Consider the following 15995-nt stretch of genomic DNA (forward strand, 5'->3'; position numbering starts at 1 on the left):
CCGGTGGCGCGGGACAGGCCGGTCCGGGGCGTCCCCGATTGGCCATGCCACGCCGGATTTCCTGCTTCCGCGTTCCGACATGTCCGGCGCGCGGATACCGTCCGGCCCATCCCGGCGTCCCGCGTGCATTTCCCCCGGATTACAGGGGGACAGGCACGCCGGACGCTGGCGGGCATGACAGCGATAGTCATTCCTCATGCCATTGGCGACGTCATTGTGGCGCATCATCTTTGTGCGAGGGAAAAGGATCGGGACGCATCCCTGCATTCCATGCATGGCATTCATGCGGCATCCACGCCCGGCCCCGCGATGCGATAGCCGTTGCGGATCATGGAGATGGCAACCATGCACGACAGAACGCGCGTGGACAGGGAATCCGCCCGGCTGGTCAGGATCACGGGCACCCGCGCGCCAAGGACGATGCCCGCCGCCTGCGCCCCGCCGAGGAAGGTCATCTGCTTGGCAAGGATGTTACCCGCCTCCAGATCAGGAACGATCAGGATGTCGGCCTGCCCCCCGATGGGGGAATGCACGCCCTTGCAACGCGCGGCCTCCGGGCTCAACGCGTTGTCGAACGCCAGCGGGCCATCAACGATGCCGCCGGTGATCTGTCCCCTGTCCGCCATCTTGCAGATGATCGCGGCGTCCAGCGTTGACTGGAGGCCGGGATTGACCGTTTCCACCGCCGACAGCAGCGCCACGCGCGGGCAGGCGATTCCCAGCATGTGCGCAAGGTCGATCGCGTTGCGCACGATATCGCGCCGCACATCGAGGTCGGGGGCGATGTTGACCGCCCCGTCGCTGACCAGCAGCGGCCGCCCCACCCCCGGCAGGTCGAGGATATAGACATGGCTCATCCACCTGTCGGTGCGCAGCCCGCTTTCGTGATGGCCGATTTCATGCAGATAGACACGCGAATGCAGCGCCCCCTTCATCAGGACGGCGACCTCCCCGTCGCGGGCCATCCTTACCCCGCGCTGCGCCGCCTGCGCGTCATCGATGGCCTCCACGATGCGGCAGGCCGTGATGTCGAGGGACTCTTCGCGCGCGATCTCGCGGATCCGGGCCGCCGGTCCGATCAGGACGGGCTGGGCCAGCCCACGGCGCAGCAGTTCGCACGCGGCACGCAGCGACACCGCGCTGCAGGGATAGATGATGCCGACCGGCAGCGGCGGCGCGCCATGCAGCGTGGCGGCAAGATCATCGAAAAAATGCAGCGAGGGCGTCGTGGCAGACGTCGTCATGGGACTTTCCAGCAGACAGACAGGAACAGGAATCGTCCCCTTCCTTGCCACACAGTGGGGGGGGCCTCGCGCATCATCTTTGCGCGACCACTCCGCCGCCCCGGCCTCCCCGCCGTGACATCCGCGGCCCCATTGGGCAAGCTTGTGACAACCTTCTGCCCGCATTGCGGGTTTTCACAAGATGCTTGAACAGTTCAGGAGCCCTGACATGTCTTCTCTGGTCGGTTTTATCGGTTTTGGCGCGATGGCCTGCCGCATGGGCGAGAACCTGCGCAAGGCGGGATACGACATCGTGGCCTATACCCCCTCGGGCAAGGGGGGCGACGGCAGCGTGCGCTTCCTTCCCACCCCCCGCGCGCTGGCGCAGGAGGCCGATATTGTCCTCGTCTCCGTCCCTGATGACGAGGCGCTGGACAAATCCATGTCCGGCCCCGACGGGGCGCTGGCGGGCATGAAATCCGGCGGCCTGCTGATCAACACCAGTTCCGTGGCGCCCGAAACCTCGGTCGCGCTGGCGAAACAGGGGGGCGCGTCGGGCATCACGGTGCTGGACGCCCCCGTCGCGGGCAGCACGCCCGAGGCCGAATCCGGCAATCTGGTGGTCCTGGTGGGCGGTGATGCGGCCGATGTCGCGCGCGCGCAGCCCATTTTCGACGCCATCGGGCGGCTGACCATCCATGCCGGCCCGTCGGGAAGCGGATCGAAGCTGAAGCTGGTCATCAACGGCATCATGGGTGCGACCCTGTCCGTCGTGGCCGAAGGCGTGGCCTATGGGCTGGCGTCCGGGCTGGAACGCGGCATGCTGTTTGACGCGCTGGATGCGGTGCCGGTCATCTCCCCCCATCACAAGCGCAAGCTCAAGGCGGCGAAGGCCGGCGATTTCAGCCCGCAGTTCCCCACACGCCTGATGCAGAAGGACATGCGCCTGCTGATGACCGACGCCGCGCGGCAGATGGCGCCGATGCCCGCGACGGCGGCCGCGACACAGTCACTGAGCCTGACGCGCCGCCGTTACCCGAACGAGGATTATTCCGCCCTGTTCGCGATCATGGAAAAGATGGTCGCCAACGACACGCCGTAAATCCCCGTCCCGTCACGCCCTGCGGATCATGTCAGATCCGCCCGCGCGCCACCGCCGCCATGACCGCCAGCCTGTCGCCGATGCCACGCGCGGCCACGGCGTCGGGGTCCCGCGCAACACCGGCCCGCAGGTCGCGCCGCCCCAGCACCGCGGGCAGGGCGGCCGGCAGCACGGCGCGCGACAGGCGGGGGGCCGCCTGCATGGCCTGCGCGTAAAACGCCTCCCCCTCGGTCCGCAGCGCGTCGTGCAGTTCCGCCAGCTGCCGGGGGGTTGCATGGCCTTCACGCGCGCCATCGCGGGTCAGGGAGACGGCCTCCAGCGCCGTATCCGGCAGGGGACAGCGCCCGGAGCGCAGCACCAGCGCCAGATGCCGCGCCAGCGCGCCCGCGCCGTAAACCGCCCCCATGTCCGCGACCGCAGCCCGGCATGCCGCATCATCGCAGCCGATCGCTTCGGCCATGGCGCGCTGCACCCCGCCCGCCCCCAGCCGCATGTTCGCGCGCCACGCATCCCAGTCCGGCAGGCCATCGAGTTCACATTCGCGCGCATCGACAATCCCGCGCGCGGTGTCCGCGTCCACCCTGCCGCGTGACAGCAGTTCCACAAGGGCGATCGCCACCGGATGGCGCTGCGGGTCGCCGCCATCGATCACGTCGCGCCACCACTGCAGCCGGATCATCCCCGCAATCGGCCCCGCCACCGCCCATGATGCAGGAGTCGACAGCGCGCGAACGCACTCGTGATTAAAGGCGATCAGGGTCATCGCCGCCTCGCGCGCGGGGGCGGGAACGAACAGGGCGCACAGGAAACGGTCCGGATCGAAACGCCGCGCGATCGCGCCACATTCGGACAGGCCATCGGTGGATTGTCCTGCATCCTGAACAGTGGTCATGACGTTAGGGATCCATGCGTTACGATGAAGCCACGCCCGCGTGCGTGACTTGACGCACCCGCCGTGCGCCCATAGCTGTTTAGGGGTAGCGGTGAGATACCGCCTTTTGCAATTGCCAGGAGAACGTTCATGGCCTTCGAATTGCCCTCCCTTCCCTTCGCCTACAATGCGCTTGCCGCGCGTGGCATGTGCCAGGAAACCCTGGAACTGCATCATGACAAGCATCATCAGGCTTATGTGACGGCGCTGAACGGATTTGTCGAATCCAAGCCTGCCCTGCAGGGCAAGTCGCTGGAAGAAATCATCCTGATGGTCAAGGGCGACCCGGCACAGGCCCCGGTGTTCAACAATGCGGGACAGCACTGGAACCACATCCTGTTCTGGCAGAACCTGTCGCCCAAGGGCGGCGCGATGCCTGATTCCGTGTCCAAGAAGCTGGTCGAGGATTTCGGCAGCATCGAAAAGTTCAAGGCCGACTTCAAGGCGGCAGCGGCCTCGCAGTTCGGTTCGGGCTGGGCGTGGCTGGTCCTTGGCCCCGATGGCAAGCTGGCGGTGACGAAGACGGCCAATGGCTCCAACCCGCTGGCCGAAGGCCAGGGCAAGGTGCTTCTGGGCCTCGACGTGTGGGAACATTCCTACTACCTCGATTTCCGCAACCGTCGTCCCGACTATATCGTCAACTACCTCGACAAGCTGGCGAACTACGAATTTGCCGAAGCGCAGCTCAAGGCCGCGTAAGGCATCGCCACGGCATTGCCGGGCGGCCCCGGGGTCGCCATGATGAAGCCCGGTCGCAAGCGCGGCCGGGTTTTTTGTTTTCCCCCTTCCCCGCATCCAGACGGGGCATGACAAAGGCATGCAGGATTCCGCGATGACCCTTCATTCATGGTGGCTGTTTTCCGTCGCCGTCTTTCTTCTCTGCGCCATTCCCGGTCCCAACATGCTTCATGTCCTGACACGCAGCGTCTATTTCGGCGTGCGGCGCACGACCGCGACGATGGCGGGCTGCCTGCTGGCGCTGCTGGTGGCGCTGGGCGCGTCCGTGGCGGGGCTGAGCGCCGCGCTGGCGGCCTCCCCCCGGCTGTTTGGCGCCCTGCGCGTGGTGGGGGCGTGTTACCTCGTCTATCTCGGGATCAGGGCATGGCGGGCGCATGACGGGTCCGACAATCCGGCGCAGGGGGATCTCGACACGGCACCCGACCCGACATCCGGCACGGCGTTCGCGCTGTTTCGCGGCGGCTTCCTGGTGGCGATCAGCAATCCGAAGCTGCTGCTGTTCGCGGCGGCGTTCTTTCCGCAGTTCATCAATCCCGCGGCCCCGCGCCTGCCGCAGTTTTCCATACTCGTCATAACGTTCGCGACCATCGAGACGGCATGGTACATGGTCTATGCGGTGGGCGGCCGCAAAATGGCGGCCTACCTGTCGCGACCGACGCTGAAGCGGACCTTCAACCGCCTGACCGGGGGGATTTTCATCGGCTTCGGCGCAATCCTGCTGCGCGCCCGCGCCTGATCCCTCCCCGATCCTTCCGGCTTCTGCCGCGTGACGTCAGCCCTTGGCGGGCGGCGTCATGTCATTGGCGGGCTTGGAGACGCTGGTGATGACGCTGGTGATGGTATCGCGCAGGACGGTCACACGCACATTGGGGGCGATTTCGACCTCGACCTCGTTCGATCCCTCGGCCACCTTCTGGACGACCGCGACGATGCCGCCCCCGGTCAGCACACGGTCCCCCCGGCGCAGGGAGGAAAGCTGGCTGCGCAGCTGCTTCTGCTTGAGCTGCTGCGGGCGGATCAGCAGGAAGTAGAAAATCCCGAACATGGCCACATAGGGCAGGATGGACACCAGGCCCTCGGCGCTGAATCCACCGCCGCCAGCGGACTGGGCATAGGCCGGGGTGGTCAGGAAATTATCAAAAAGAGAGCTCATCGGCAGGTTTCCGGCATGATACGGGTTTGAACGGGTTGCAGGGTTGCGATGCGGACCATAGTTTTCGCCTGTTTCCCGTCAAGGCGTCAGTTCGCCATTCAACATGGTCCGACGCGCTCCGGATATCAGTCAGCGTATGCTGTCGCCTTCATGTCCATGAATCAGGATCGACGATGGATTCCAATCTGCTCCCCGTTCTCGAACGCATTGCCTCCGCGCTGGAGCGCCTGTCCCCGCCCGCCCCCAGCCTGAAGGGCCTTGATGCGGCCGATGCCTTCATCTGGCACCCGTCGCTGGGGCGGCTGTCGCCCGTGGCACAGGTGGCGCATGTCGATATCGGCCTGCTGCGCGGGGTGGAACGCCAGCGTAACCTGCTTCTGGACAATACGCTGCACTTTGCCAAAGGGTTGCCTGCCAACAACGCCATGCTGTGGGGCGCGCGCGGGATGGGCAAGTCGTCGCTGGTCAAGGCCGCGCACGCGCAGGCGAACCTGATGGACGGACAGCCCGCAGCACCGGGCAGGGGCCGGCTGGCGCTGGTGGAAATCCAGCGCGAGGACCTTGCCACGCTGCCGGAACTTCTTGTCCTGCTGCGTGACAGCACGCGCCGCTTCATCGTCTTTTGCGACGACCTGTCGTTCGAGCGGGAGGACGCGGATTACAAGGCGCTGAAATCCGTTCTTGATGGCGGCATTGCCGGGCGTCCGGACAATGTGCTGTTCTATGCCACGTCGAACCGCCGTCACCTGATGCCGCGCGAGATGATCGAGAACGAGAGTTCGACCGCCATCAACACGGCCGAGGCGACGGAGGAGAAGGTCTCCCTCTCCGACCGGTTCGGACTGTGGATCGGTTTTCACAACTGTGCCCAGGATACCTTCATGGACATGGTGCGCGGATATGCCCGCGAACGTCACCTGCATATCGATGACGCGGAACTGGTGCGCCGGGCCAACGCGTGGTCACTGGCGCGGGGGGGACGTTCGGGCCGCGTGGCATTCCAGTTCATCGAGGATCTTACGGCAGAACTTTCCGCGCGGGAATGATCCATCACATGGTTCACGTCCGGGCGATGGTGCATAATGACGCGCCGGCAGGGGTGAAGGCACCCCGGCCGGGCGGATGTCGTTGCCACACGACAGGGACGGGAGAGATGTGACAAAGTATGATTGCGCGGAACCATTCATGCTTCCCGCGAAAAATATCCTTATATACCGTTGGGCCCTTACCCCGCCCGCGCATTCGACAGACGCAACGCCACACCATGTGATCCCTGGCACGTCCGATCGCCACGGCCATCTTCAAAACCAAGAGAGACAATGGACAAATTGCTTTCGTCAGACAGCGTGCCGCCCATGACCACAGGCCGACGCGACCTGCGTCGCATCCATGCGCACCCTGACAACTGGTATCCCGTTGCATGGTCACGTGAACTGCGCCCCGGGAAGACAATCGGAACACGTTACGCCGGGCTGCCGATCGCGCTGGTGCGCCCGCGCGAGGGAGGAAGCGTCTTTGCGCTGGAAGACCGCTGCGCCCACAGGCAGGTGCCCCTGAGCAAGGGAACAGTCAAGGGCGACTCGGTGCAATGCTGCTATCACGGCTGGGCCTATGGCCGGTCGGGCCGCTGCATCGACGTGCCCTATCTGGGCAAGGGCAAGCTGCCCAATGGCGTGCGCACCTATCCGTGCCGCGAACAGGATGGCCTGATCTTCATCTTCCCCGGAGACCCTGAAAAGGCGGAGGCACAGCCTCTGCCCGCGCTGGCGCAGGTGGCGAACCCCGCCTACAAGACGCGCCGCTTTGGCCGCACCATCAAGTGCCATTACAGTTTCATGCATGAGAACCTGATGGATATGAACCACCAGTTCATGCACATGAAACAGATGGGCGAGATGAAGCCGCGCTTCCTGGGCCAGGAACGCACGCCCAACATGGTGGAGGCGCGCTACAGCTTTGCCCGCACCGGCGGCAAGCAGCCGATCGGCGAGGCGCTGATTTTCGGGCAGAAGCGCGATAACAGCGAAAAATACGCCCATCGCGACGTGATGACGATCCGCACCGTCTATCCCCACCAGACGCTGTCGATTCGCACCGGCGACAACGATCCAGTCATGGACCTGTGGATTTCCTATGTCCCGCAGGATGCGAAACAGCTGACGAACCGGGTCTTCGGCCTGCTGTCGATCAAGCGTCCGGGCATACCGGGGCTGCTGGATCTGGCCTGGCCCTTCCTGACCGCCTTTACCGAGCGGATTTTCCGCGAGGACCGCGAAATCGTGGAAATGGAACAGGAAGCCTGGAACGAGCAGAACGGAGACCGCAACCAGGAAATCTTCCCCGTGATCTGCAACCTGCGCGAACTGCTGGCGGAATGCGGGCTGCCGGCGCGGTATGATACGCCCGTGGACGCCACCGCGGCGGAAGACATTCCCGCCGATGTCCCCGAACAGGCGAACATATGACAACGGACGGACAGTCACGGTTTTCAGGCACGGCGCTGGAGGCGGGCGAGTACCGCCTGCGTGAGGTCCGGGCCAGCGATGCGCCCGTCATGCATCGCCTGATCAATGACTGGAGCGTGGTACGCATGCTCAGCCGCGTGCCGTTTCCCTATCCGCGCGGGCTGACGGATGAATGGATCGCCTCCACCATCGAGCAGTCGCGCAATGGCGATGCCTATCACTTCGCCATCACCTGCCCGCAGGCGGCCAGCCCCGATGAACTGATCGGCTGCATCGGGCTGCGCATCGACCGCGCGGCCCGGACGGGAACGCTGGGATACTGGGTGGCGCGGACGCACTGGAACCGCAAGGTCGCCACCACCGCGGCGGGGCGGCTGGCGCGCTGGGCCATGGCCAACCTGCCGATCGAGCGGCTGACGGCGTCGGCCGCCCATGACAACCATGCCTCCATCGCCGTGCTGCGCCGCATCGGCTTTCGGGAGGTGGGGACCGGCCATCAGGAATTCGTCTCACGCGGGGGGGAATATCCCGTCCTGTGTTTCGAGGCGCGCCATGCCGACCTGTCCGGAACGGGCGCCCCCGCGCCGGGGGAGGAAAGCGACCTTCCCCGCCAGAAGAAAAGCGTGCTGGTCGCCGCCGTCGCCCTGATCGACACGGATGGCCGCATCCTGCTGGCCCGCCGCCCCGAAGGCAAATCCATGGCGGGGCTATGGGAATTTCCGGGCGGCAAGGTCGAACCCGGCGAAACGCCGGAAGCGGCCCTGATCCGCGAACTGGACGAGGAGCTTGGCATTGACGTCGCGCGTTCCTGTCTGGCGCCGTTTACCTTCGTCTCCCACGATTATGGGCATTTCCACCTTCTGATGCCGCTTTATGTCTGCCATCGGTGGAAAAACACCCCGACCCCGCGTGAGGGGCAGACCCTGGAATGGGTCGCGGCGAACCGGCTGCATGAATACGCCATGCCGGACGCCGACAGGCCGCTTGTGCCGCTGCTGCGCGACCTGATCTGAACCGACCCCGCGACAGGGCCGGTTCCCCATGGACCCGACCTCAGGACCGGGTATTCATTTCCCTGCCAAGCTCACGCACCTCCCGCGCGGGAAAGCGTGCCTGCACCTGGCCGGGCACATCGACACTGAACATGAAAAGCCCACCCGTCAGCGGCTGCTCCGCCAGGATTTCGGGCGTCAGTCCCTTGCGCGCGGTGGTCACGAACACGGTGCGGTAATCCGGCCCGCCAAAGGCGACCTTGGTCACGTTGCGCGCAGGCACCGGTACCGGGGCCAGACGTTGCGCATCGGGGGCGAAACGCTCGATCCGGCTGCCACCCCATACGCCAACCCACAGGCACCCCGCGCTGTCGACCACGACGCCATCGGGATACCCCTCCTCCAGCCGGGCAAAGACACGCCGGTTCTTCAGGGTGCCGTCATCATGCACATCGAAGGCGTAAATGCTCTGCCGATGCGAATCATTGTGATACAGCGTCCGCCCATCGGGGGAGAGCGCGGGTCCGTTGGTGACCACGTATCCCTCGTCATGACGGACGATGCGCAACGTGCCATCCCCCTCGCGCGTTACGGAATACAGCGCGCCCGATGGCGTGGCCTCCCCGTCATCCATGGTGCCGAACCACAACCGTCCCCGCGGATCGACATAACCGTCATTGATGCGGTTTCCGGGACGGTCGGGTTCGACGACCGCCTGCGCGGTGAACTGCCCGGTGGCGGGATCAAACCCATGCAGGCCGTCCTTCAGCCCGCACATGAACGTGCCGTCTGCAACCGGCACCAGAAAGCCGGGCCGACGCGGGGCGGTCCATGATTTCGTCTCCCCCGTTGCGGGAACATAGCGATGAATGGCCGAGCCAACGATATCCACGAAATAGAGCGCCTGTTCCGCCTCCGCCCAGACGGGGCCTTCGCCAAGCTGCGCCTTAAGGTCCCATACGCACCGTGGCGCTGGTGTCGTCGTATCCATGCGGTTTTCCTTTGCGGATATGTCTGATGGGGGGACTCTATCCCAAAAACGAGACGTCCCGCACCCCGCCTGCCGCCGGGCGATACGATGACACGCGCCGGGCCGGTACTGAATGGCCGGATGGTGGACCCGCGCCGCCATGGGCGAGACTTCCGCCCTGCTCTGCTGCTAGGCTGCGACCTGTCTTTTTCATTTCCAGACCTGATGGATGACGCCCCATGAATCCGACTGCCTGTATCCTGGTTATCGGTAACGAGATCCTGTCCGGCCGGACACAGGACGTAAACGTGCAGTATATCGCCCGCCGTCTGGCGGAAATGGGCATTTCCCTGCGGGAGGTCAGGATCATTCCCGACATCCGCCCTGTGATCGTAAACGTGGTGACCGAAACCCGCGCCGCCTATGACCATGTCTTCACCACCGGGGGAATCGGCCCGACGCATGATGACATAACATCATCGTGCGTGGCCGAGGCCTTCGGCGTGCCTTGGGCGCCGCACCCGGAAACGTTCCAGCTGCTGGAGAAGCATTTCGCGCCCGGGGAGTTCAATGCCGCGCGCCAGCGCATGGCGACCCTGCCGGTGGGGGCGACGCCCATTCGCAACCCCGTTTCCATCGCCCCCGGATTTACCATGGGCAACGTGCATGTCATGGCGGGCGTGCCCCGCATCATGCGCGCGATGTTCGAGGAAATCGCCCCCACCTTGCGCTGCGGCAGGCCGGTGACGTCACGTAGCTGGCACGCATTCGGCCTGTATGAAGGGGGACTGGCGGAAAAGCTGGAAAAGATCCAGGACCGGCATCCCGATGTGGATATCGGTTCCTACCCTTTCCACGACCATGACGGGCACGGTGGCGTGGCGCTGGTCAGCAAGGGACTGGATGCAGACGAAGTGGCGCAGGTCGCGCAGGATATCAGGCAGATGATCGAAAAGCTGGGCTTTACCCCCATAGAGGGCGAACCCGCGCACAAGGCCTGAAGACAGCTTCAAACCATCAGAAGTTTTTGGTGAAGCTTTTTTCAAAAAGCTTCGAAGAACGCCGCCTTTTTGAAAAAAGGCGGCACCCAAAAACTTCTGACATTTTCCATCAGCAGGTTGCCTTCAGACAACCTCCAGGGAAAAATCGAGTTTCAAAGCCTCTGGCAGGGGTTGAAACCATCCGGTTTCCCAGAACAGACAGCCCACTTTCCGTGAGAAAGGACTGCCTGTTCCCTTTTCCTCACGCGAGTTTCTCGCGCCCCATGGCAAGGAATTTTTCCCGCCGCTGCGCCTTGAGCAACGTGGCGTCCTTGGCCAGCAGGCCCGGCAGTTCAGCGGCGATGGCATCGCCCACCGCGCGGATCGTCGCCTTGGGATCACGCTGCGCGCCGCCCAGGGGTTCGGGAATGATGCGGTCGATCAGTTCAAGCTGCAGCAGGTCCTGCGCCGTAAGCTTGAGCGCATCCGCCGCCGTGCTGGCCTGCTTGGGATCGCGCCACAGGATCGACGCACAGGCTTCGGGCGAAATGACGGAATAGATCGCGTGTTCCAGCATCATCACGCGGTCGCCGGCACCCAGCGCCACCGCGCCGCCGGATCCCCCCTCGCCGATCACGGTGGCGATGACCGGCACCGGCGCGGACAAGCAGGTATCGATGGAACGCGCGATGGCTTCGGCCTGTCCCCGTGCCTCGGCATCGATGCCGGGCCATGCGCCCGACGTATCGATGAAGGTCAGGATCGGCAGGCCGAACTGTCCCGCCAGCTTCATCAGGCGTTGCGCCTTGCGATAGCCTTCGGGCCGGGCCATGCCGAAATTATGGTGCAGCCGGGTTTCGATTTCCGCCCCGCGCTCCGTCCCGATCACGACCACGGGCTGGCCGCCGAAACGCCCCAGCCCGCCGATGATGGCCTTGTCCTCACCAAACAGGCGATCACCCGCCAGCGGCGTGAATTCGCCAATCAGGCCGGCGATGTAATCGACCGTGTGCGGACGCTGCGCATGACGTGCGACCTGTACCTTCTGCCACGGCGTCAGCTTGGCATAGGCCGCGCGCAGCTGGCGGTCGGCCTTTTCATTCAGGCGCGCGATCTCGTCGGCGATGTTAATGCCGTCGGGACCGGACATCTTGCGAAGTTCGTCGATCTTGTTTTCAAGCTCGGCGACGGGCTTTTCGAAATCTAGAAACTGGCGCATGGCCTGCCGATAGCACAGCCCGTGACACAGCCAAACACATTCCGTCGCGATTTTTCACGGCCATGGCATTTTTTGCCCCGCCGCCCCTGCATGCCTCAGCCGACGGCATGCTCCGACAGGGGATGATGCTGCCGCAATGCCTGCTGCAGCCGTTCCGTCAGGACATGGGTGTAAATCTGGGTCGTGGCGATGTCGGCATGTCCCAGCAGCATCTGCAGCGCGCGCAGGTCGGCCCCGTGTGACAGCAGGTGCGTGGCAAAGGAATGACGCAGCACATGCGGCGACAGGCTCTGCGGGTCCAGCCCGGCCTTCAGCGCCACGTCATGCAGGATGCGGTCGAATCCCTGCCGCGTCATCGCGCGCTGCGGGTTGCGGCCGGGAAACAGGAACGGGCTGGACAGGGGACGGTCCATGCGCATCAGATCGTCCGCCGTGTCACGCGCGCGCGACGACAGGGGCACCATGCGTTCGCGCCCACCCTTGCCCCGCACCACCAGCATTCCGGACGCCCGTTGCAGCGACGCGCGCGGCAGGGACAGCAGTTCCGAAACGCGCAGGCCCGAGGCGTAGAGGATTTCCAGCGCGGTCCGCGCGACCAGCATGCGCCGCGTCTCCTGCTGTCCCGCATCGGCGCGCGCCACGCAGGCGGCCAGAAGGGATTCGACATCGCCTTCCGACAGGAAGCGGGGCAACGCCGCCGTCTGGCGCGGGGCCTCCAGCATGCTGGCGGGATTGTCGGGACGCCTGCCCTCACGCGCAAGGAACAGGTAATACTGCCGCATGCATGACAGGCGCCGCGCCTGCGTGCGGGCCGACAGCCCCGCGCGCGCCAGATCTGCCAGATAACCGCCCAGCTGTCCGGGCGATGCCTGCGCCAGCGTCGTGCCCTGATGCGCAAGGGCCGCCGCCAGGTCATCGAGATCGCGGCGATAGGCCTTCAGCGTATTGAGCGCGGCCCCACGTTCGGCCGCCAGCATTTCAAGAAAGGCCTCGATCCCGGCCGCGCTCATTGCGCGGCGGCGGGCTTTGCCATCGGCACGACCGGCAGCGCCGCAGGGGTGGCAAGGGCCGCTGGCGGCGCGGCGGGCGGAGTCGCCATCGACAGTTCCCGATGGACATCCTGCTGCACCAGTGCCGGCGGAAAGACGCCCAGCGACAGGAACCCGCCAACCATGCACAGCAGCAGGACCGCGGACACGGCGACAATGATACGGCCCATGACTTTTCCCCTTCCCGCGTCAGGAACGCGATGGATACGACATGACAGGACGGCGGGAAAACGCCCATCGCATGGCACCGCCACGCCGACAGGGATCCTTCCCCGCTATCCGTTTTTTTCCGCTCTATGTTAGGTTGGGCATCATGTCACGCCCGATTTCATCCGATACGCCCCCGACGGCGTCCCCGACGTCACCAAATGGCGACGCCCCGGCCCTGTTCATTCCCCTCGACCTGGACGCGCTGGGGCACGACCGTCGCCCCGACGTTCCCTTTCCGCAGGGACGCAGCATCGTGCTTGTCGGGCTGATGGGGGCGGGCAAGACGACCATCGGACGCATGCTCGCCGCACGGCTGAATCTGGCATTCGTGGATTCGGACGAGGAAATCGAACGCGCTGCCGGATGCTCCATCGCCGACCTGTTCCAGAAATACGGGGAGGCCGAATTCCGGCGCGGCGAACACATGGTGATGCGCCGCCTGCTGTCCGGGCCACCCGTGGTGCTGGCGACCGGTGGCGGGGCCTTCATGGATCCGCGCACCCGCGCATGCGTGCGCGAAAATGCGACGTCGGTCTGGCTGCGCTGTCCCCTGCCGGTATTGCTGCAGCGCGTGCAGGAGCGTACGCACCGTCCGCTGCTGAACGTCACATCGCCCGCGACGGTGCTGTCGGGCCTTATGCAGGTTCGCCATCCCGTGTATGCGGAGGCGGACATCATCGTCGATTGTGGAGATGACAACGTGGAGCACAGCGCCGAAAAGGTCTTCCGCACCATCAGTGCCACGCGGCCGCCCCTGCTGGTGCCGGTCCGCCTGCAGCGCGCGGGATATGATGTGCAGATCGGCGCGGGGCTGATCGGGCGCGCGGGCGCGCGTCTGGCGCATCTGCTGCCGCAGAAACGCGTCATGATCGTTACCGATGAAAATGTCGCGGCCCTGCACCTGCCTGCCCTGATCGCGGGGCTGGATGAAACGGGCATCCATCACCAGACCATAACCGTCCCCCCCGGCGAGGGATCCAAGACCCTCGCCCAGTACGGGCGCGTCACGAATGCCCTGCTGGAGGCCGGCGTGGAACGGGGCACCACCGTCGTGGCGCTGGGTGGTGGCGTGGTGGGCGACCTGGCCGGTTTCGCCGCCGCCACGACGCTGCGCGGCCTGCCCTTTGTCCAGATTCCCACCACGCTGCTGTCGCAGGTCGACTCGTCCGTGGGCGGCAAGACGGGCATTAACACGCCCTTTGGCAAGAATCTGCTCGGGGCGTTCCACCAGCCGATTTCGGTCCTGATCGATACCGGGGCGCTGGCGACGCTGCCCGCGCGCGAAATCCGCGCCGGGTACGCGGAAATCGTGAAATCCGGACTGCTGGGCGATGCCGACCTGTTTGAATGGTGCGACCGCCACGGACAGGCCGTGCTGGCGGGCGACCCCGACCTTCAGGCCGAGGCCATCCGCCGCGCCTGCGCCTTCAAGGCCGCCGTCGTCGCCGATGACGAGCGCGAGGAACGCAAGACCAACGGACGCGCGCTACTGAACCTTGGCCATACGTTCGGCCATGCGCTGGAGGCCGAGCTTGGCTATGACGGGCGCCTTCTGCATGGCGAAGGCGTGTCGATCGGCCTGCGGCTGGCGTTCATGCTGTCGGTGCGTCTGGGATACTGCGCGCAGGCGGACCTTGACCGGGTGACGACGCATCTTGAACGGCTGGACATGCCCGCGCGCATCAGTGACACGGGGCATGAATTTTCCGCCGCGACGCTGGTTCGCCACATGCGGCGTGACAAGAAGATGCGCGACGGACGCCTGTCGTTCGTGCTGGTGCGCGGCATTGGCGAGGCGTTCACCTGCCGTGACGTCCCGGACGAGGCGGTACTGGCCACCCTGCGCGAGGACGGCTGCCGTCCCTGAACATGGACGTCCCACGCAGGCCCGGCAGGGCGTGACGTTTATGCAACAGCCCGATGGATGATGGCCGCAGATGCCATCATCCACACAACATTTACCTTATTTCAACCTGTCTCCCCCAAAACAAGGCGGCCAAGGGTCGTATCGGGAGATTTGGCAAGAAATATTCCCGCAATATTCCCCTCGGCGTCGCAAAACAAAGCACAAGCTTTATTCGATCAACATTGTATCGCCCTTGTGGAGTTGCCCCCATCTTCCACGAACACAGGCGTACGATCAGGTTTAAGGACGGGAATATGCGTCTGCGTACGGCGTTACTGGCAACGACCCTGATGGGCGCTGCCCCGGCGGCATCCATGGCTACGACGATCACGGGCCCTTATGTCGGAATCGGGGGAGGTTACGACCTGACCCAGGTCCAGCACGGTCATGGTGTGGACAGGGACGGCCCCGCCTCCCATCAGGAAACCGAGTCCGGGACACGCGACCGGCTGCACCACCACAATGGCTGGACCGGCTTCGGCGCGGTTGGCTGGGGTTTCGGAAACGGCCTGCGTGTCGAGGTCGAGGGCGATTACAACTGGTCGCAGATCGACCGTGAAACGATCGGCGGGGGCACGAACACCTTCTCCGGCCGGACCCGTGGCGCCGACCGTTCCTATGGCGGTTTCCTGAATGTCCTGTACGACATCGACCTGAAGCGCCTGTTCAGCATCGACGTCCCCGTCACCCCGTTCGTCGGTGTCGGCGCGGGCTANATGTCGGCACGTCAACGAACTATAACATCAGTGGCGTGAACGCGAATGTCCGCCATGATGGCGGCAACCAGGGCTTCGCCTATCAGGGAATTGTGGGTGCCGCCTATGACATCCCGGGCGTCCCGGGCCTGCAGATGACCACCGAATANNCAGTCCTTTACGATGGGCGATGCGGGCAGCCGTACCACCATCGGCAGCCCGTGGAACGCGGAACGCCACGGGTACGTGCATTTCGATCATCGCTTCAACCACCAGTTCATCGTCGGCGTCCGCTATGCGTTCAACCATGCGCCGCCGCCGCCGCCGCCGGCCCCCGCCGTCGTGCCGCCCGCGCCGACCGC

At 65.0% G+C, this 15995-nt stretch carries 15 protein-coding genes and 1 pseudogene; 9 read left to right on the forward strand and 7 right to left on the reverse strand.

All coding sequences use genetic code 11. The features are described from left to right. Positions 1-281 precede the first annotated feature (281 nt). Entirely contained in the window at positions 282-1244 is a 963-nt protein-coding gene (locus NJLHNGOC_RS02900; RefSeq protein WP_113594995.1) for a bifunctional enoyl-CoA hydratase/phosphate acetyltransferase, read from the reverse strand. A 208-nt stretch (positions 1245-1452) separates the two neighbouring features. Between NJLHNGOC_RS02900 and NJLHNGOC_RS02905 the strand changes: the two genes are divergently transcribed. Further along, positions 1453-2325, forward strand: coding sequence for an NAD(P)-dependent oxidoreductase (locus tag NJLHNGOC_RS02905; RefSeq protein ID WP_113594996.1), 873 nt, complete (start codon positions 1453-1455; stop codon positions 2323-2325). A 31-nt stretch (positions 2326-2356) separates the two neighbouring features. Here the strand turns inward: NJLHNGOC_RS02905 and NJLHNGOC_RS02910 are convergent, their stop codons facing one another. Continuing rightward, on the reverse strand, positions 2357-3217 hold the full coding sequence (locus tag NJLHNGOC_RS02910) for a phytoene/squalene synthase family protein (protein WP_113594997.1): 861 nt from the start codon (positions 3215-3217) through the stop codon (positions 2357-2359). Positions 3218-3346: 129 nt separating this feature from the next. On the opposite strand from NJLHNGOC_RS02910, the gene NJLHNGOC_RS02915 reads away from it, so the two are divergent. Both NJLHNGOC_RS02915 and NJLHNGOC_RS02920 read left to right on the forward strand, forming a co-directional pair. Next, positions 3347-3955, forward strand: a complete 609-nt coding sequence (locus NJLHNGOC_RS02915) for a superoxide dismutase (RefSeq protein ID WP_113594998.1) — start codon at positions 3347-3349, stop codon at positions 3953-3955. Between the two features lie 133 nt (positions 3956-4088). Continuing rightward, on the forward strand, positions 4089-4730 hold the full coding sequence (locus NJLHNGOC_RS02920) for a LysE family translocator (protein WP_113595039.1): 642 nt from the start codon (positions 4089-4091) through the stop codon (positions 4728-4730). 36 nt (positions 4731-4766) lie between these two features. Here NJLHNGOC_RS02920 and yajC read toward each other — a convergent pair whose 3' ends face one another. Continuing rightward, positions 4767-5147 (reverse strand): preprotein translocase subunit YajC, encoded by a 381-nt coding sequence (gene yajC, locus NJLHNGOC_RS02925; protein WP_113594999.1) that lies wholly within the window; start codon positions 5145-5147, stop codon positions 4767-4769. 173 nt (positions 5148-5320) lie between these two features. On the opposite strand from yajC, the gene NJLHNGOC_RS02930 reads away from it, so the two are divergent. The 3 genes from NJLHNGOC_RS02930 (at position 5321) to mutT (ending at position 8625) form a co-directional block, all read left to right on the forward strand. Next, positions 5321-6193, forward strand: a complete 873-nt coding sequence (locus tag NJLHNGOC_RS02930; protein WP_113595000.1) for an ATP-binding protein — start codon at positions 5321-5323, stop codon at positions 6191-6193. 273 nt (positions 6194-6466) lie between these two features. After that, the gene (locus NJLHNGOC_RS02935) at positions 6467-7612 is read left to right on the forward strand and encodes an aromatic ring-hydroxylating oxygenase subunit alpha (protein WP_113595001.1); all 1146 of its coding nucleotides are present in this window, start codon (positions 6467-6469) and stop codon (positions 7610-7612) included. Then, the gene (mutT, locus tag NJLHNGOC_RS16565) at positions 7609-8625 is read left to right on the forward strand and encodes an 8-oxo-dGTP diphosphatase MutT (RefSeq protein ID WP_113595002.1); all 1017 of its coding nucleotides are present in this window, start codon (positions 7609-7611) and stop codon (positions 8623-8625) included. The genes NJLHNGOC_RS02935 and mutT overlap by 4 nt, the downstream gene beginning before the upstream one ends. 40 nt (positions 8626-8665) lie before the next feature. On the opposite strand, the gene NJLHNGOC_RS02945 is transcribed toward mutT, so the two are convergent. Continuing rightward, positions 8666-9595: an SMP-30/gluconolactonase/LRE family protein gene (locus NJLHNGOC_RS02945; RefSeq protein WP_113595003.1), complete on the reverse strand. Its 930-nt coding sequence runs from the start codon at positions 9593-9595 to the stop codon at positions 8666-8668. A gap of 218 nt (positions 9596-9813) precedes the next feature. Here NJLHNGOC_RS02945 and NJLHNGOC_RS02950 point away from each other — a divergent pair, with 218 nt between their 5' ends. Continuing rightward, positions 9814-10575, forward strand: coding sequence for a competence/damage-inducible protein A (locus NJLHNGOC_RS02950; RefSeq protein WP_113595004.1), 762 nt, complete (start codon positions 9814-9816; stop codon positions 10573-10575). A gap of 241 nt (positions 10576-10816) precedes the next feature. Here NJLHNGOC_RS02950 and NJLHNGOC_RS02955 read toward each other — a convergent pair whose 3' ends face one another. The 3 genes from NJLHNGOC_RS02955 to NJLHNGOC_RS02965 all read right to left on the reverse strand — a co-directional run bounded on the left by NJLHNGOC_RS02955 (position 10817) and on the right by NJLHNGOC_RS02965 (position 12992). Further along, on the reverse strand, positions 10817-11773 hold the full coding sequence (locus tag NJLHNGOC_RS02955) for an acetyl-CoA carboxylase carboxyltransferase subunit alpha (RefSeq protein WP_113595005.1): 957 nt from the start codon (positions 11771-11773) through the stop codon (positions 10817-10819). 95 nt (positions 11774-11868) lie between these two features. Beyond that, a complete protein-coding gene (locus NJLHNGOC_RS02960) occupies positions 11869-12783 on the reverse strand; it encodes a tyrosine recombinase (RefSeq protein WP_113595006.1) in 915 nt (304 codons plus the stop codon). Continuing rightward, positions 12780-12992 (reverse strand): hypothetical protein, encoded by a 213-nt coding sequence (locus tag NJLHNGOC_RS02965; RefSeq protein WP_165837824.1) that lies wholly within the window; start codon positions 12990-12992, stop codon positions 12780-12782. Before NJLHNGOC_RS02965 ends, NJLHNGOC_RS02960 begins: the two co-directional genes overlap by 4 nt. Positions 12993-13135: 143 nt before the next feature. On the opposite strand from NJLHNGOC_RS02965, the gene aroB reads away from it, so the two are divergent. Then, positions 13136-14899 (forward strand): 3-dehydroquinate synthase, encoded by a 1764-nt coding sequence (gene aroB / locus NJLHNGOC_RS02970; RefSeq protein WP_113595007.1) that lies wholly within the window; start codon positions 13136-13138, stop codon positions 14897-14899. A gap of 293 nt (positions 14900-15192) precedes the next feature. Further along, positions 15193-15995 (forward strand): annotated as a pseudogene (locus tag NJLHNGOC_RS02975) (OmpA family protein); the annotation flags it as partial.

The organism is Novacetimonas cocois (genome assembly GCF_003311635.1).
GTDB lineage: Bacteria > Pseudomonadota > Alphaproteobacteria > Acetobacterales > Acetobacteraceae > Novacetimonas > Novacetimonas cocois.

Excerpts from the sequence above, each read along its gene's own strand:
- NJLHNGOC_RS02900 (WP_113594995.1), bottom strand. The coding sequence starts at position 1,244 with ATGACGACGTCTGCCACGACGCCCTCGCTGCATTTTTTCGATGATCTT.
- NJLHNGOC_RS02905 (WP_113594996.1), top strand. The coding sequence starts at position 1,453 with ATGTCTTCTCTGGTCGGTTTTATCGGTTTTGGCGCGATGGCCTGCCGC.
- NJLHNGOC_RS02910 (WP_113594997.1), bottom strand. The coding sequence starts at position 3,217 with ATGACCACTGTTCAGGATGCAGGACAATCCACCGATGGCCTGTCCGAA.
- NJLHNGOC_RS02915 (WP_113594998.1), top strand. The coding sequence starts at position 3,347 with ATGGCCTTCGAATTGCCCTCCCTTCCCTTCGCCTACAATGCGCTTGCC.
- NJLHNGOC_RS02920 (WP_113595039.1), top strand. The coding sequence starts at position 4,089 with ATGACCCTTCATTCATGGTGGCTGTTTTCCGTCGCCGTCTTTCTTCTC.
- yajC (WP_113594999.1), bottom strand. The coding sequence starts at position 5,147 with ATGAGCTCTCTTTTTGATAATTTCCTGACCACCCCGGCCTATGCCCAG.
- NJLHNGOC_RS02930 (WP_113595000.1), top strand. The coding sequence starts at position 5,321 with ATGGATTCCAATCTGCTCCCCGTTCTCGAACGCATTGCCTCCGCGCTG.
- NJLHNGOC_RS02935 (WP_113595001.1), top strand. The coding sequence starts at position 6,467 with ATGGACAAATTGCTTTCGTCAGACAGCGTGCCGCCCATGACCACAGGC.
- mutT (WP_113595002.1), top strand. The coding sequence starts at position 7,609 with ATGACAACGGACGGACAGTCACGGTTTTCAGGCACGGCGCTGGAGGCG.
- NJLHNGOC_RS02945 (WP_113595003.1), bottom strand. The coding sequence starts at position 9,595 with ATGGATACGACGACACCAGCGCCACGGTGCGTATGGGACCTTAAGGCG.
- NJLHNGOC_RS02950 (WP_113595004.1), top strand. The coding sequence starts at position 9,814 with ATGAATCCGACTGCCTGTATCCTGGTTATCGGTAACGAGATCCTGTCC.
- NJLHNGOC_RS02955 (WP_113595005.1), bottom strand. The coding sequence starts at position 11,773 with ATGCGCCAGTTTCTAGATTTCGAAAAGCCCGTCGCCGAGCTTGAAAAC.
- NJLHNGOC_RS02960 (WP_113595006.1), bottom strand. The coding sequence starts at position 12,783 with ATGAGCGCGGCCGGGATCGAGGCCTTTCTTGAAATGCTGGCGGCCGAA.
- NJLHNGOC_RS02965 (WP_165837824.1), bottom strand. The coding sequence starts at position 12,992 with ATGGGCCGTATCATTGTCGCCGTGTCCGCGGTCCTGCTGCTGTGCATG.
- aroB (WP_113595007.1), top strand. The coding sequence starts at position 13,136 with ATGTCACGCCCGATTTCATCCGATACGCCCCCGACGGCGTCCCCGACG.